At 62.2% G+C, this 15,052-nt stretch carries 14 protein-coding genes; 12 read left to right on the forward strand and 2 right to left on the reverse strand.

What is annotated here, in order from left to right; translation table 11 throughout:
• Positions 1–17: 17 nt before the first annotated feature.
• From P3S72_RS13805 to P3S72_RS13850, 10 genes are all read left to right on the forward strand, one after another.
• Entirely contained in the window at positions 18–551 is a 534-nt protein-coding gene (locus P3S72_RS13805; protein ID WP_276197756.1) for a DUF3304 domain-containing protein, read from the forward strand.
• Positions 552–579: 28 nt separating this feature from the next.
• The gene (locus tag P3S72_RS13810; RefSeq protein WP_276197757.1) at positions 580–837 is read left to right on the forward strand and encodes a PAAR domain-containing protein; all 258 of its coding nucleotides are present in this window, start codon (positions 580–582) and stop codon (positions 835–837) included.
• 71 nt (positions 838–908) lie between these two features.
• Positions 909–1,967: a hypothetical protein gene (locus P3S72_RS13815; RefSeq protein WP_276197758.1), complete on the forward strand. Its 1,059-nt coding sequence runs from the start codon at positions 909–911 to the stop codon at positions 1,965–1,967.
• Positions 1,968–2,001: 34 nt separating this feature from the next.
• On the forward strand, positions 2,002–5,316 hold the full coding sequence (locus P3S72_RS13820; protein ID WP_276197759.1) for an ImcF-related family protein: 3,315 nt from the start codon (positions 2,002–2,004) through the stop codon (positions 5,314–5,316).
• Complete coding sequence (tssA, locus tag P3S72_RS13825) at positions 5,313–6,899, forward strand: type VI secretion system protein TssA (RefSeq protein ID WP_276197760.1); 1,587 nt, start codon at positions 5,313–5,315, stop codon at positions 6,897–6,899. The genes P3S72_RS13820 and tssA overlap by 4 nt, the downstream gene beginning before the upstream one ends.
• A gap of 24 nt (positions 6,900–6,923) precedes the next feature.
• Positions 6,924–8,693 carry a type VI secretion system baseplate subunit TssF gene (gene tssF, locus P3S72_RS13830; RefSeq protein WP_276197761.1) on the forward strand — a complete coding sequence of 590 codons (1,770 nt, stop codon included), beginning with the start codon at positions 6,924–6,926 and terminating at the stop codon, positions 8,691–8,693.
• Entirely contained in the window at positions 8,657–9,754 is a 1,098-nt protein-coding gene (tssG, locus tag P3S72_RS13835; RefSeq protein WP_276197762.1) for a type VI secretion system baseplate subunit TssG, read from the forward strand. Before tssF ends, tssG begins: the two co-directional genes overlap by 37 nt.
• On the forward strand, positions 9,735–10,271 hold the full coding sequence (tssJ, locus tag P3S72_RS13840; RefSeq protein WP_276197763.1) for a type VI secretion system lipoprotein TssJ: 537 nt from the start codon (positions 9,735–9,737) through the stop codon (positions 10,269–10,271). Before tssG ends, tssJ begins: the two co-directional genes overlap by 20 nt.
• 3 nt (positions 10,272–10,274) lie before the next feature.
• Positions 10,275–10,715, forward strand: a complete 441-nt coding sequence (gene tssE / locus P3S72_RS13845; RefSeq protein WP_247403325.1) for a type VI secretion system baseplate subunit TssE — start codon at positions 10,275–10,277, stop codon at positions 10,713–10,715.
• Between the two features lie 23 nt (positions 10,716–10,738).
• Complete coding sequence (locus tag P3S72_RS13850; RefSeq protein WP_276197764.1) at positions 10,739–11,851, forward strand: OmpA family protein; 1,113 nt, start codon at positions 10,739–10,741, stop codon at positions 11,849–11,851.
• A 3-nt stretch (positions 11,852–11,854) separates the two neighbouring features.
• On the opposite strand, the gene P3S72_RS13855 is transcribed toward P3S72_RS13850, so the two are convergent.
• Complete coding sequence (locus tag P3S72_RS13855) at positions 11,855–13,099, reverse strand: methionine gamma-lyase (RefSeq protein ID WP_276197765.1); 1,245 nt, start codon at positions 13,097–13,099, stop codon at positions 11,855–11,857.
• 123 nt (positions 13,100–13,222) lie between these two features.
• On the opposite strand from P3S72_RS13855, the gene P3S72_RS13860 reads away from it, so the two are divergent.
• Together P3S72_RS13860 and P3S72_RS13865 are read left to right on the forward strand one after the other, a co-directional pair.
• Positions 13,223–13,693 (forward strand): Lrp/AsnC family transcriptional regulator, encoded by a 471-nt coding sequence (locus tag P3S72_RS13860; protein WP_247403316.1) that lies wholly within the window; start codon positions 13,223–13,225, stop codon positions 13,691–13,693.
• A gap of 106 nt (positions 13,694–13,799) precedes the next feature.
• Positions 13,800–14,237: a carboxymuconolactone decarboxylase family protein gene (locus P3S72_RS13865; protein WP_276197766.1), complete on the forward strand. Its 438-nt coding sequence runs from the start codon at positions 13,800–13,802 to the stop codon at positions 14,235–14,237.
• Positions 14,238–14,241: 4 nt separating this feature from the next.
• On the opposite strand, the gene P3S72_RS13870 is transcribed toward P3S72_RS13865, so the two are convergent.
• Positions 14,242–15,012 (reverse strand): helix-turn-helix transcriptional regulator, encoded by a 771-nt coding sequence (locus P3S72_RS13870; RefSeq protein ID WP_276197767.1) that lies wholly within the window; start codon positions 15,010–15,012, stop codon positions 14,242–14,244.
• Positions 15,013–15,052 lie beyond the last annotated feature (40 nt).

The following is a 15,052-nucleotide window of genomic DNA, read 5'->3' on the forward strand; positions in this document are numbered from 1 at the left end:
CAACAGGAGTAAAACCCGTGTCGAACTCTATTTCCTATCGAGTACTGATAGGTGCCCTCTGCGGGCTGGGTGGGGCTGTGCTAGTGCAGAGCGCTCATGCCAGCACCCTTGAAGCAATTAATCACACTCACTGGGCGATCAACCGCTTTAGTGTCGATGGTCGATCGGGTATCGACATCATCGGTGCGTATCAGGGTGGCGGTGGTGGTTGCTGTTACGTCGCTCCTTCGCGGTGGAGCCCAGGTATGACTGTGCGTATTGACTGGGAAACAGGTGCTAGCGCAGTGAGTGAACTCGCTGATGAGTTCCCCGGTTTCGGAGATTGGCCAAAGTATTTAGCCTGGAAGAAGAAGGCGAATGCCCAAAAACGCCAACACAGCAAACTAGTCCCCATCCCCGACTACACCGGCCAAAAAGTCTGCGGCCTAACCGTACATTTCCTGCCCTGTGATGAACTCCAGGTCACCACCTCCTGCTACGCCTATGGCAGCCCCGAATACCCGATCAAAACCCCGCTGCACTTGCCGGAGCCTCAGTCATGTCCGAAGTAATGTGCGGTCTTAATCGGGAGGTGCGGTGATGAAGCCGTTGATTCGTCAAGGAGACACGTTGGAAGAATTTGGCGGCGAAGTGCTGGAGGGGCATTACGAGTGTCATGGTAAGCCGATGGCCTGTCAGGGCGACGCCGTGCGCTGCAACCTGCACGGTCGCACCGAGATCGCCGAAGGCACCGACCTGCTGCACATCGACGGCCGGCCGGCGGCGCTGCATGGCCACCGCTGTAAATGCGGATGCACGCTGGTCAGCTCAATGCCGGACACGCAGGTGGCCTATTGAATACCGCGCCTGCGTTTGCCACTTATCCCTTGGTTCCAGCCCCGGTGTACTCACGCTGGATGGTCAGCGGAGTGACCTTGCTGGTTGTTTTGGTCGGTGTGGGCGTGGTGTTGCGATCGGTCATTGAACCGCATGTGGCGGTTACCGCTGTGGCCTTTGCATCACTGGTCTGGTTGTTGGCATTGCTGTTGCGCGTGTTGTACTTTCGCCTCAATCGGCATAACGCACAGCGTTATCACGAGGCAGCCGAACAGGTCAGCCAGGCGTGGTGGATGCACCATCGGCAGCATGTCGGGCTGGTCGAGTCCGTGCTGGTATCCGCGCCATGCACCACGCCGGAACAGGGGCTACTGCTATTCAGCTCAGACCACCAGCCACCCGCGCCGCAGGCAACGCTTGAAGGGCGAGCGATTCATCTTGTTCAGGTGTTTGGAAATGATGTCGCCGAACGTGAGCGCAATTTAGCGATTTTGCTCGCACTACAGTGGCACCGACAGCGTGATGAACACTCAGCCGCGCAGCCGCTACGTTGCTACTGGCAGGGTTCGCTGTCGGCATGGCAAGCATTTGCCGAACAAATGGCGCTGTGTTCTCCCCCGGTTCAACTGCCTGAACAGCCAGAACCTTGGGAGGGTATTCGTACCCTGGATTCGGTTATTGACCAATTGCAGGGCGCTCCCGCAACGGCCTGCGTCCTCTGCGCCGGTTGCCAATCCTCGACTATCCAGCAGGAAAATCCTTTGCCGGCAGGAGAGGCGGCGGTGCTCTGGTTATTCGGCCCTGAAGGCGCTGTGCGTTTTTCTCGCGGCGAATGGTTTTCGGCTGATACCGAGCAACTCTCTACGGTCGCTAAGCGTGCTCTGCAGCAGCGCGAACTAATCGCCCCCACTGACGTGTGCGTGTCGTTCGCTCAGCCAACTGTGCCTGAGTTGCCTGCCGCTGGCTGGAACACTAAGCAGCACGTGCAAGACGCCAACTTTGGCGCCCTGGAGCATCTACAGGCCATGGTCGTACAAACCCTGGCTGCCTGGTACGCCGAGCTACATCAGGTGCCTTGCGCCTGGTTGGCGAACGACCCTCATCACACCCTGGCCCTTGGAGTTGTGGAACCCGATGACTCAAATAGTTGAATCTCCGAAAATATCCTCTGGGAAGACGGCGTTATTGCTCGCTGTGATTCTGGCGGTACTTGTCGCTGCGGGGGCCGCGATCTGGTGGTTGTTGATGGAGCCTAGGCTTCTCAGCCGTGCCGTGATGCGGGATGTCGTGCTTAAAGGCATATTTCTGTGGGCATTGTTGTTCGGCATGGCGCTGGTGGCCTGGCAGATTGTCCAAAAGGGCATCCGCAAGTTAGTGCTCGGTTCCCGGTTGTTGCCAGTGCCCCCTCCCGCCGAACCCGATGGACAGCCGGACCTGGCAGAGATAATTCAAGGCCTGCGCAAGCACTACGGCCTCTTCTGGCGCCACAAAATCCGCCTGCTTCTCGTCATCGGCGAACCCACCGAAATCGAAGCCATCGCCCCCACACTGGCTAATCAGCAATGGCTCGAAGGCCAAGGCACAGTCCTGCTGTGGGGTGGCAGTGCCCAGGCCGCGCTGGATCAATCATTCCCTAAGCACTGGAGTGGGCTGAGCCGCAGGCGTGCGCTGGACGGGGTGGTTTGGGCGTTGAACAAAACCCAGGCCGCCGACGATGCCGCGATGGGCAAAGGTGTACGCCAGGTGCAGCGCCTTGCCCGTGACCTGCACTGGCAGTTGCCGTTATACCTCTGGCAGGTCTGCGACAGTACATGGGCGCAGGACACTCGCAAGGCGCAGCCGGTGGGTTGCCGGTTGCCCGAGCGTTTCACGGCAGCGGGATTGGAAACCGCGCTGACGCGCTTGCTGGAGCCTTTGCGGCGCGAGGGCTTGGCGCAGATGAACGGTGTGATGAAGCATGATTTTCTGCTGCGCCTGTCCCGGGATTTACAGGGCGAGGGCATCGCCCGCTGGTGTCAGACGCTGGCGCCGCTGGGTAGCGACTTTGCCCAGGGTGTGCCGCTGCGTGGGGTGTGGTTCAGCCTGCCGGTACAGCGCTCGCCGCATGATCAACAACAGGAGTGGTCGGTTGCCCCGGTGTGGCACGGCGTACTCGGCGATAACGCCAGTGGCCGCCGGCTGGGCTGGAGCGTGCCGCGCGTTGGCTATGCGCTGGTGTTGGGTTTGGCGACGTTATGGGGCGCCGGATTGTTGCTCTCGTTTGTCAGCAACCGTGCGCAAATCGCCCAGGTGCAAAGTTCGTTGGCGGCATTGCAGCAGACGGGCAGTAGCGACGAGCAACTCAGCGCACTCAACGATCTGATGCGCGAACTGGCGCGTCTGGATTACCGCGCCGAACACGGCGCTCCTTGGTACCAGCGCTTCGGCCTGAATCAAACCCCAGCGCTGCTTGAAACGGTGTGGCCACGCTACGTCGAAGCCAACAACCGCCTGATCCGTGACCCGGCGGCGGACAATTTACGACGACAGCTAAACGCGTTGATCAGCCTGCCTGTGGGCAGCGAGCAACGGGCAGCGCGAGCCCAGTCTGCCTACGAGCAACTGAAGGCTTACCTGATGATGGCGCGCCCGCAAAAAGCCGACGCCACCTTCCTGACCAAAGCCCTGCGCAACGCCGAGCCGGTGCGCGACGGTGTATCGCCGGGACTTTGGCAAAGTCTGGCGCCTAACCTGTGGCAGTTCTATGGCGAGCACTTGGCGGCGCACCCGGCCTGGGCTATCAACGCTGACCCGAGGCTGGTTGCTCAGGCCCGACAGGTTCTGCTTGGGCTGTTGGGCCAGCGCAATGCAGAAACCAGTCTTTACCAGCAGGTCCTCGACACAGCGGCCAATCAATACCCAGCGCTAAGCGTGCAAAACATGGTGGGTGAAACCGATGTTCTGGCGCTGTTCTATACCGAAGCCAGTGTACCGGGCGTGTTCACCCGCCAGGCCTGGGAGGGCCAGGTGCGCCAAGCCATCGATGCGATCGCCGACGCGCGCCGCGAAGAAATCGACTGGGTGCTCAGCGACAACCAGACCGATATCGCCGCTGAGCTGACCCCGGATGAACTCAGAGAGCGGCTTACCGAGCGTTACTTCCAGGATTACGCCAGTGCCTGGCTGGGCTTTCTCAACAGCCTGCGCTGGAACCCAGCCAATAGCTTGGGCGATGTGATCGACCAACTGACCTTGATGACTGATGTGCGCCAATCGCCGCTGATTGCCCTGATGAACACGCTGGCCTATCAAGGGCAGGCCGGCACTCGCAACCAGGCCCTGGCCGACTCGTTGTTACAGTCCGCGCAAAAGCTGATCGCCAAGGACAATGGGCCGATGATTGATCAACTGGCACAAACGCCGCTCAGTCCGCTGGAGGCGACTTTCGGGCCGTTATTGAGCCTGCTCGGCAAAGACCCCGAGGGCAAGGCCGATAATGACCGGTTGAGCCTGCAGGCGTTCCTGACCCGCGTCACCAGGCTGCGCCTGAAATTACAGCAAGTCAGCAATGCGCCTGATCCGCAGGAAATGACCCAGGCCTTGGCGCAAACCGTGTTTCAAGGCAAGAGCGTCGACCTGACAGACACGCAGTCCTACGGCAGCCTGATTGCGGCCAGCCTGGGAGCAGAGTGGAATGGGGTCGGCCATACGCTTTTTGTGCAGCCTTTAGATGAAGCGTGGCAACGGGTGTTGCAACCCTCGGCTGCCGGGCTCAATAGTCAGTGGCAACGCTCAATCGTTGGTGATTGGCAGAGTGCTTTTGCTGGGCGCTATCCGTTCGCGCAAACCGCCAGCGATTCCTCGTTGCCGATGCTGGGGCAGATGATTCGCGCCGACTCTGGGCGTATCGAGCAGTTTTTACGCAGCCAACTGAGCGGTGTGCTGCGCAAGGAAGGTAGCCGCTGGGTCGCCGACCCGCGCCATAGCCAGGGGTTGCGGATTAATCCGCAGTTTCTGGCGGCGATTAACCAACTGAGCCATCTGTCCGACGTGATCTATACCGACGGCGGCGTGGGTTTGAGCTTCGAGCTTCAAGGCAAACCGGTGCGAGATGTCGTGCAAACCACCTTCATCCTCAATGGCGAACACCATCAGTATTTCAACCAGAAAGAGCGTTGGCAGCGTTTCAATTGGCCTGGGCGCGGTGACCATCCGGGCGCCAGCCTGAGCTGGACCAGCCTCCATGCCGGCGAGCGCCTGTTCGGTGATTACCAGGGGACTTGGGGCCTGATCCGCTTGCTGGAAAAAGCTCGAATCACCGCCCTGGACGACGGCGACAGCCGCTACCGCATGGTCCTCAAGGCCCCCGATGGTTTGAACCTGACGTGGAACCTGCGCACCGAACTGGGCGCGGGGCCTCTGGCCTTGCTCAAGCTGCGTCACTTCACGTTGCCGCCACAGATCTTCCTCACCCAAGGCACCGCGCAAGTGCCGTATGCGCAGAGCGGGGTTTTTGAATGAGCCTGTACACCTTGATCACCCATTGTCTGGGCGAGCGCGACCCCTTGGCCTTGGCCCGCAGCCAAGCCGAGCGCTGGCAGACGTGGCTTCAACCGATCAGCGCAGACTCGCCTGTAGGCGAAGACCCAGGCTATGACGATGACTTCCAACGCATGCGCGAGGAGGTCAACAAGCTCTCCGGTGCGGATGCCGAGCGGGTGGTTCAACTGGCAGAACAGCTGCTGATCCACACCTGCAAAGACCTGCGTGTCGCTACGTATTACCTGTGGGCGCGCGTGCAGAAGGACGGGGAGGCGGGGTTGGCTGATGGCCTCAGTTTGCTCGCCGCGTTGGTGGAACGTTTCGCCGCCGATGTGCTGCCGTCGCGGCCCAATAGCCGCAAGATGGCGCTGGAATGGCTGGCCAGCGGCAAGGTGCTGGACAGTCTGTCGCTGTACCCCGAAGTGGTGCGCAGCGAAGCCGAGCGCACGGCGGCGGCGCTGGCCTGGCTGGCGCGTGGGCTTGAGGCCTGGCCGCAAGATCAGCGCCCGGCACTCGGTGCGCTGTACGGCGCGTTGTCCGCTCGATTGACGCAGTCCGGAGGGGTTGATGCGCTCGTGCCGCAGCACAGCGCCAGTCACGAATCGACTGTGCAGACGGCGGCGCCGAGCGCCACGGCCATCAAGTCTGGGCGCGACTTGCTGGACAGCGGTAGGGCGTTGGCCGGCTATCTACGCGAGCAGCCTCAGGGCTGGCTGGCGGCGCATCGGCTGATGAAAAGTTTGCGCTGGGACACGGTACACCAGGTGCCGCCTGAGGAAGCCAGCGGCAATACGCGGCTGGCATCTCCCCGAGGTGATTATCGGGCGCAGCTCAAGCGCCTTTACCTGCAACAACGCTGGACTGAATTACTCGATCAGGTCGAACGAATGTACGCCGAGAGCGTGAACCACTTCTGGCTGGATTTGCAGTGGTACTTGTACCAGGCGCTGAGCAAACAACCCGCACCACAAGACGGCTGGGCGGACATCATCAAGCGTGACTTGGGTATGTTCCTCGAACGCTTGCCCGGGCTGGAACTGTTGCACTGGAACGACGGCACGCCCTTCGCCGATGAGACAACCCGCGACTGGATCACCCAGCACGTCAGTGGCAACCGCATGCAGCAATGGCTACCGGCACCGAAGGCGGTGCTGACCACGAGCGATGCCGAGATCTTGTCGCTGGAGGACGAGGCGGTGGCCCTGGCCGACAGAGAGGGCGTGGACGTGGCGCTCGGTTGGCTGGCGGCCCGGCCGGGCCTGCAGACCGGGCGCCAACGCTGGTTGCTGCGCCTGCTGATGGCGCGTGTCGCCGAGCAATACGGTAAGGGCGATTTGGCCATGCACGTATTGGCCGAACTGGACGCTACCGCGCAGCACCACGCGCTGGCGTGCTGGGAGCCGGAGCTGAATTTCGAGGTCAAGGCCCGGCTGCTCAAGCTCTTGCGTCAAAAAGCGCAGCGCACCGATGCAGACAAACCCACGCTCGCCCGGCGCACCGAAGCGCTGTTGGCGGCGTTGGTCGCCATCGACCCGGTACGCGCCGCCGTGCTCTGCGGCTAACCCTCATTCATCAGGAATCTATCTGTGAGCATGGACAATTTAACCCTGCGCTACTACGACGCCGAAATGCGTTACCTGCGCGAAGCCGGCAAGGAATTCGCCGAAGCGTTCCCGGATCGGGCGGCCCAGCTCAACCTGGACAAACCGGGCGCGCAAGACCCCTATGTGGAGCGCCTGTTCGAAGGCTTTGCGTTCTTGATGGGACGCCTGCGCGAGAAGCTCGACGATGATTTACCGGAGTTGACCGAGGGGCTGGTCAGCCTGTTGTGGCCTCACTATTTGCGCACCATTCCGTCGCTGTCGGTTGTCGAGCTTGTCCCTGAGCTCGCGCAGATGAAACGTAGCGAGTTGGTCGGCAAGGGGTTCGAGGTGTTATCCCAACCCATTGGTCCGCAACGCACCCGTTGTCGTTACACCACCACTCAGGATCTGACGTTGCAGCCGCTGGCCCTGGAGTCGGTGCGACTGGCCTACGAGCCGGACGGTCGCTCGCTGTTGCGCCTGCGCTTTGCCTGCGGCGCGTTGACGGACTGGAGCCAGATCGAACTAAGCCGCCTGCCGCTTTACCTGAGTGCCGATGCACCGCTGGCCAGCGCCTTGCACCATGCGCTGACGCTGAACACCCAGGCGTTGTACGTGCGCCTGCCGGAGCAGCACGAGCGCCAGGTATTGGACGGCCATTTTGCGCCCAAGGGGTTTGCTGACGAGGATCGGCTGTGGCCCAAGGGTGACAGTGCGTTCAGCGGTTATCAGTTGCTGCTGGAGTACTTCACCTTTCGCGAGAAATTCATGTTCGTCACCCTCTGTGGTCTGGAACATTTGAGCATCAGCGCCGATATGCCTTGGTTCGAACTGGACGTGGTGCTGCGTGACGCATGGCCAAAGGAACTCAGTGTGAGCAGCGAACACATTCGCCTGCATGCCGTGCCGGTGATCAATCTGTTTGCGCTGGAGGCTGACCCGCTGACGCTGGCGCCGTTACAAACCGACTACCTGCTACGGCCAATGCGCTTGCAGGACGGGCATACTGAAATTTATTCGGTCGATCAGGTCACCTCGTCAAAAAACGCCGTGCGCCATGACTACGTGCCGTTCAGCAGCTTTCGCCATAAGGGCGGCATGCTGCGCGACGAGGCTCCCGAGCGATATTTTCATACCCGTTTAAAGCGCTCTGCCACGGGGCTGCATGACACCTGGCTGATCCTGGGCGGTGACGGCTTCGATAAGGACCGCCTGCGCAACAGCGAAAGCCTGTCGTTGCGCCTGACCGGCACCCACGGCCAGTTGCCGCGCAAGGCGCTGCAAAGCACGTTGCTCGATACGCTGGTGCAAACCACCCAGACCGGTTTGCGCGTGCGCAACCTGTGCGCGCCGAGCTTGCCATGCTACCCACCGAACCGCGACCGCTTTCACTGGCGGGTCCTGAGCCACCTGGGCTCGAACTTCCTGCCGATGCTCGACAACGCCGAAGTGTTGCGCGGCACATTGGCTCTGTACGACTGGACGGGCAGCGAGCTCAACCGTCGTCGTCTGGCAGCGATCGTCGAGGTCCGTCATCACGTGGTCCAGCGTTTCGAGAAAGGCTTTTTGCTACGCGGGGTGGATATCGAAATCACCCTCGATGCCAATGGTTTTTCAGGGGAAGGCGACATCAGCCTGTTCGGCGAGATGCTCAATCGCTTCTTCGCCTTGTATGCCGACATTCATTTGTACACCCAGCTCACGCTGATCCTGCAACCTACTGGAAAGTGCCTGCGATGGAACGAGAATCACAGTCAGCGTATTCCCGGCTGAAAACCAGCGGTTTGCTGGACGCCTTGCAAGGGCAGGTGGCCGAGGCCAATCTGCAGCGTTTTTGCCAGTTGCTGGAACAGGCCTTGCCCGGTCACCCACCCTTGGGCAGTACCGCGCACCCGGCGGATGACGCCGTGCGCTTTCGGCCCGATCCGGGCATGGGCTTTCCGGCCGGCGAGTTGAAGTCGATTGAAATCGATGAAGCACACCCGGAGCGTGCGGCGACGGTGCGCACCCGCTTGCTCGGGTTGTACGGCGTCGATTCGCCGATGCCGACCGTGTATCTGGACGACATCGCGCAGCGTCGGGAAGGGCATGCGGCGCTGGAAGCCTTCCTGGATATTTTCAATCACCGGATCTTCACCCAGTTCTACCGGATCTGGCGCAAATACTCCTACCCGGCGACGTTCGAAGCGGGCGGCACCGATGCCACCTCGCAGTGCCTGTTGGGCTTGATCGGCCTGGGCATTCCCGGCACCGCGCAACAGGTCGGCACGCCGGTCTCGCGCTTTCTGGCCTTGCTCAGTGTGATGCGCCTGCCCACGCGTAATGCTGAAGGCATCGCCGCATTGGTCACATTGCTCGCCCCCAACACCCGGGTGCAGGTGACCCCGCATTGGCCGCAAACCATTGCGCTGCCGGCGCCGGCCAGCCTTTCCCGGCAACGTCCGGTGAGCTTGTCCCAGGGCACGCCGCTGGGCCGTGTCGGCCACGACGCCAACAGCCAACTCGGACTGACGCTCTATACCGAGCACGCGCAGGAAGCCCGTGGCTGGCTCCCCGACGGCCAGTTACAGCGCGACCTGCGGGTGCTGTTGCGCATGTACCTGGGGTGGCGTTGCACGGCGAAACTGCGCTTGTCTCTGCCGCTGCACAGCCTGCCTGCGCCGGTGTTGGGGCAGGCGGCCATTCGGCTCGGCATGACCGGCGTGCTGGGCTTGGGAGGCGCCGCCTGGCGGGCGACCGAGCACGCCACCCTGACGATCAACCTGGGTCGCTACCAAGGCCTTTCGATTAACCCACGCAACAGGGAGACACAGCATGTCGCGTACCGTTTTTAATCTCATGATGCTAGCGGCATTCATGCTACCGCTGGGCGGTTGTGGGTTGGCCCAGACCGTGGCGGATGGCACGGCATCCACCGCCAAGGCGATCTTCTACAAGCAGGTCAACACCCTGCACCTGGATTTCAGCGCGCGCACGGCGCTGAACACCGATGCCACGGACATGCGTGCCTTGTCGGTGCCGACCCTGGTGCGGGTTTACCAATTGCGCGACAACAAGGCCGCGGCGCTGGCGACCTATGAAGGCTTGCTGGACGATGACGAGCGCTTGCTCGCGGGTGCGTTGCTGGACAAGCGCTCGGTGGTGGTGAAACCGGAGGAGGGCGCGCAACTGAATGTGCCGATGCACAAGGACGCGCAATTTGTCACGCTGGTGGCGCTGTTTCGCGACCCCGATACCCGGCAGGACACTTGGCGCCTGACGCTGACGCGTGACGACCTCGAGCCGGATCGCGCGCGGGTGATCGAACTGGGCGATAACCGCTTGACCCTGCGCCCGCTGGCGAAGGACTGAGCCATGACCGAGTACAGCCCATCGCTCTACGAACGCCTGCTGCACAATTTCGACGGTGAGTTGGACTTGCAGCGGGTCAGCGAGGCGGATCAGCACACGCTCTCCGTGCTGGACAACCTGCAGCGCATCCTCAACAGCCGAGCGGGCTCGCTCAGCCATCTGCCGGATTATGGGTTGCCGGACATGGGCCTGATCCTGCAAGGGCTGCCTGCCACGGCCCATGACTTGATTGGCACCATGACCGACACGCTGCTCAAGTACGAACCGCGTCTGGCGGCAATCACCATCGAACTGCTGCCCCAGGCGCTGCCGGGTCATCTGGAGTATGCCTTGGACCTGCAATTGAAGGATGGGCAGCGCGTGAACTTCGGCACCCGCCTGACACCCGAGGGCAAGGTGCTGGTGCGGCACTTGAAGCGACAGCATTACCTGTCGAAGCGTTGAACCGATAACGGAAGGGAAGCCCGATGACGGCGTTGTTTGAGATGCGTATTCAAGTCGGCGGTGATCCGCGCGGTTTCAGTGAGTTCAACGCTTTGCGCGATGAGTTGGCCAAGCTCAGCCATCCCGCTTGCCCGGATGTGGACTGGGCCAAGGTCGAGCAAGGCTGCCTTGCGCTGTTCCAGCAAAACGGCGCGGAGTTGCACAGCGCGTGCTTTTACACCTTGGCCCGCGGCCAGCGTCATGGGGTGGAGGGCATCACGCAAGGTGTGGCGTTGATCGAGGCGCTGGGCGGCGAGTGGGCGCGCCTGTGGCCGCCGATGGCGTCGGCGCGCCTGGACTTGCTGGGATGGTTGTTCGACCAACTGCAACTGCTGCTGCGCAGCGTGGTGGTGAACGCCTACAGTGTGGCCGCGTTGGTTCAATTGGACATCGAACTGGCGCGCTTGCAGGTGGGTTTGCGTACTCATCTAGACAGCCCTCTGCAATCGCTGCAAGCCCTGCGTTATCAGGTCGGCGGCCTGATCCAGCGCCTGGAGCAGAGCCCCGCGTCGGGCGAAACGCGGCTCGCGCCGGTCAGGTTGATGGCGCCGGCGTTGGTGACCCCCGTGGTGATTCTGCCGCCCCCCAAAATGGCGCCGCGCAGGTCTCGCATTGGCCTGTGGTGGCTGGTCGGGGCGCTGATCGTCGTTGTGCTCTCGGGGTTCGGATGGCGCATGTGGCTGTCAGGTCCGGGCAGTGAACCGCTTATGTCCGAGCCGGTTCGACTGGACAGCCTGTCGCTGTTCGATGCCGGCAGTGCCACGCTCAAGCCGGGCTCGGCCAAGGTGCTGATCAATGCCCTGGTCAACATCAAAGCCCAGCCCGGCTGGCTGATCGTGATCGCCGGGCATACGGATGCGACCGGTTCCGTCGAACAGAACCTGGCGCTGTCCCATGCCCGCGCCGCTGCCGTGCGCGACTGGATGCAGCGCATGGGCGACATTGCCGACAGTTGCTTTGCCGTCCAAGGCTTCGCGGCCAGTCAGCCGATTGCCAGCAATGAAACCGAAGCTGGACGCGCCGCGAACCGTCGTGTGGATATTCACTTGGTGCCACAAACGGGGGCCTGCGGCGAGGCCTCCGTGGCAGTGGACTGAGGGCTATTTCATCGCATGCTCAACCACCTGCGCCGCACGCGGTGCAGCCCGCGTGCACTTGGCCAACGCCTGCTGCACGTCCGCCAGCAGGTCGGCGATGTCCTCCAGCCCGACCGACAAACGTACCAACCCTTCGCTGATCCCGTGCGCTGCCCGCTCCTGCGGGGTGTAGGTGGAGTGGGTCATGCTCGCCGGGTGTTGGGCCAGGGATTCGGCATCGCCCAGGCTGACTGCGCGGCTGAACAGCTTGAGCGCGTTCATGAAGCGCCGGCCGGCCGCGATCCCGCCTTTGAGCTCGAAGGCAATCATCCCGCCGGACATGCGCATTTGCCGCGCCGCCAGTTCGTACTGGGGGAATGAGCGCAGCCCCGGGTACGTCACGCGTTCCACCGCCGGGTGCGCCTGCAAGGCTTCGGCCACCGCCTGGGCGTTGCTGCAATGGCGGTCCATACGCAGCGCCAGGGTCTTGAGGCCGCGCATCAGCAGCGACGCGTCCTGCGGCGACATGACCGCGCCGGTGAGGTCTTTGAGCCCTTGCAGGCGAATGCGCTGCGCCAGTGCCTGGTTGCTCACCGCAATGCCGGCGGTGATGTCGCCATGCCCGCTGAGGTACTTGGTGGCTGAATGCACGACCACATCGGCGCCCAGGTCCAGCGGCCGTTGCAGGTAGGGCGTGCAGTAGGTGTTGTCGACCACCACGATGACGTTGGGCTGCTGGTGCGCAAGCGCCGCCACGGCGGCGATATCGACCAGTTGCAGGGTGGGGTTGGCCGGGGTTTCGCAGTAGATCATGCGCGTGGCCGGGGATAGCGCGGCGTGCAGCGCGTCCAGGTCGGTGAGGTCGACATGGCGCACCTTGATGCCGAATTCGGCGATGCCATGGTGCAGCAGCGCGAAGGTGCAGCCGTAGAGCGTCTGGCTGACGATCACCTCATCGCCGGGGCGCAGCAGGGTCCAGAAGGTGGCGGCAATCGCGCCCATGCCGGAGCTGAAGGCGACGGCGGCCGCGCCGTTTTCCAGGCTGGCCATGCGCGCTTCCAGCAGGGCCAGGGTTGGGTTGGAAATACGCGTGTAGAAGTGCCCGCTTTGTTCACCGGCAAAACACGCGGCGCCGTATTCGGCGGTGGGGAAGGCGAACGTGGCGCAGAGGTAGATCGGCGGTACGAGGGCGCCGTGGTGGTCCTTGGGGTCATAACCGTGGTGGATGGCGCGGGTGGAAAAGCCGAATGCATTGTGTTTATTGTTCATGTCGGACACTCCTTATTTCCTACAATGCTATGCTCATAACCACAGCTGAACTTTGCAATATTTGCTGACAAAACCCGCGTTATGGGATGAAACCTCCCTAAAAATAATGATTAGAGGCACGTTATGCCCGTCAGCCTGGATCGCACCGACAAGGCCCTTTTAAACGCGCTGCAAGGCAACGCCCGCTTGACCGTGGCCGAACTCGCCGAGCGCGTATCCCTGACCACCTCACCCTGCTGGCGGCGGGTCAGGAACCTGGAAGAAAGCGGGGTGATCAGCGGTTACCAGGCGATCCTATCGCCCAAGGCACTCGGGTATGGGGTGACGGCGTTTGTCAGCATCATGATGGAGAGCCACACCCAGGAGGTCGCGCGGGCGTTCGAGCAGCGCTTGTTGGACATTCCGCAAATCGTGGCCTGCCATAACGTCTCGGGGCGCTATGACTTCCTGCTGGAGGTGGTGGCGAAGGACCTGGAGTCGTTTGGCGAATTCGCGCGCGAGGTGTTGCAGACGTTGCCGTGCGTCAAAGAGATTTACTCGAGCTTTTCCTACAAGTCGGTGCGGCCGTTGCGCGTGATTCCGTTGCCGGGCTGAGCCCATGCGCACATTGGCTACCTGATCTTTGCCGAAATTGGCTATTTCTCCTGAGCGCTCCGCTGACTAACCTGGCCACCCATTCCCAGTGTTCCGGAGCTCTACCATGCAACCCCGTATCGATTTCTACACCGCCTCCCCGGATGGCATGAACGCCATGCGCGCCCTGGAAACGGCTGTGGGCAAATTGTCCATCGAACTGCCGCTGCTGGAACTGGTGCGCCTGCGCGTGTCGCAAATCAACGGCTGCGCCTTCTGCCTCGACATGCACACCGCCGATGCGCGCAAGGGCGGTGAAACCGAGCGCCGCCTCTACACCCTGTCGGCCTGGCGTGAAACGCCGTTCTTCACCCCGCGTGAACGCGCCGCGCTGGCCTGGGCCGAAAGCCTGACCCTGGTCAGCCAGACCCACGCCGCAGATGAAGACTACAACCTACTCGCCGCCGAGTTCAGCGCCCAGGAACAGTTCGATCTGAGTGTGGCTATCGCCACCATCAACAGCTGGAACCGCCTGGCGGTGGGCTTTCGCAAGATGCCCACGTAAGCCTTCAGTCGGCCTTGAAATAACCGCGTGGCGTGGTGCCGGTCATGCCCTTGAAGAAGGCGATCAAGGCGCTGTCACTGGCAAAGCCCAGCTCGAACGCGCAATAGCCCAGGTTGCGCCCGCTGGCGAGCAATTCGATCAGCCGCATCAGCCGCCACTGTTGGCGCCATTGTTGATACCCCAGGCCGGTTTCCCGCCGGAAGATGCGGCCGATGGTCTTGGCGCTGGCGCCCAGTTGTGTTTCCAGGTTTTGCAGCGTTGGCGGCAAGCAGTCCAGATGGGCCAGCAACGGTGCCAGGCGTTTGTCCCGGGGTAAGGGCAGCAGCATCGGTTGCTCGGCGGCTGCCTGGATTTCGTCCAGACACAGCGCCAACAGATGGGCGTAACGACCGGTTTGCCAATCGCTGTCGAAGGGCGCCATCGCCATCGGTTCCAGCACCGCGCGCAGCAAGGCACTCACCTCGATCACCCGCACGTGTTGCGGCAATTGATCCGCCAGGGCCGGGCTCATGTAGACCGAACGGTAGTCGACGGTGTTATGCATCTGTGCGCGATGGGGCACGCCGCAGGGAATCCACGCGGCGCGGGTGGGCGGTAGCAGGCACAGCTGGTTGTCCAGGGTAATGCGGCTGCAGCCCTGCTGGGTAAACAGCAGTTGCCCGCGTCGGTGCCGGTGCAGGCCGGAATCGTGGTCGCCGAGCTGGGCAGCGATGCCGATGACCGGTGCCGGCAGGCGGTCGGGATCGAAAGACGTGTCGGCGGCGAGCCAGGCCATAGATTGTCCGATTTGATGGATAAGCTGTCGAAGTTTGGAT

Source organism: Pseudomonas sp. D3, from assembly GCF_029320995.1.
In the GTDB taxonomy this organism is placed as follows: domain Bacteria; phylum Pseudomonadota; class Gammaproteobacteria; order Pseudomonadales; family Pseudomonadaceae; genus Aquipseudomonas; species Aquipseudomonas paraveronii.

What these genes read in the sequence shown, in the direction of transcription:
- P3S72_RS13810 (WP_276197757.1), top strand. Translation starts at nt 580, where the DNA reads ATGAAGCCGTTGATTCGTCAAGGAGACACGTTGGAAGAATTTGGCGGC.
- tssA (WP_276197760.1), top strand. Translation starts at nt 5,313, where the DNA reads ATGAGCCTGTACACCTTGATCACCCATTGTCTGGGCGAGCGCGACCCC.
- tssG (WP_276197762.1), top strand. Translation starts at nt 8,657, where the DNA reads ATGGAACGAGAATCACAGTCAGCGTATTCCCGGCTGAAAACCAGCGGT.
- tssJ (WP_276197763.1), top strand. Translation starts at nt 9,735, where the DNA reads ATGTCGCGTACCGTTTTTAATCTCATGATGCTAGCGGCATTCATGCTA.
- tssE (WP_247403325.1), top strand. Translation starts at nt 10,275, where the DNA reads ATGACCGAGTACAGCCCATCGCTCTACGAACGCCTGCTGCACAATTTC.
- P3S72_RS13850 (WP_276197764.1), top strand. Translation starts at nt 10,739, where the DNA reads ATGACGGCGTTGTTTGAGATGCGTATTCAAGTCGGCGGTGATCCGCGC.
- P3S72_RS13855 (WP_276197765.1), bottom strand. Translation starts at nt 13,099, where the DNA reads ATGAACAATAAACACAATGCATTCGGCTTTTCCACCCGCGCCATCCAC.
- P3S72_RS13860 (WP_247403316.1), top strand. Translation starts at nt 13,223, where the DNA reads ATGCCCGTCAGCCTGGATCGCACCGACAAGGCCCTTTTAAACGCGCTG.
- P3S72_RS13865 (WP_276197766.1), top strand. Translation starts at nt 13,800, where the DNA reads ATGCAACCCCGTATCGATTTCTACACCGCCTCCCCGGATGGCATGAAC.
- P3S72_RS13870 (WP_276197767.1), bottom strand. Translation starts at nt 15,012, where the DNA reads ATGGCCTGGCTCGCCGCCGACACGTCTTTCGATCCCGACCGCCTGCCG.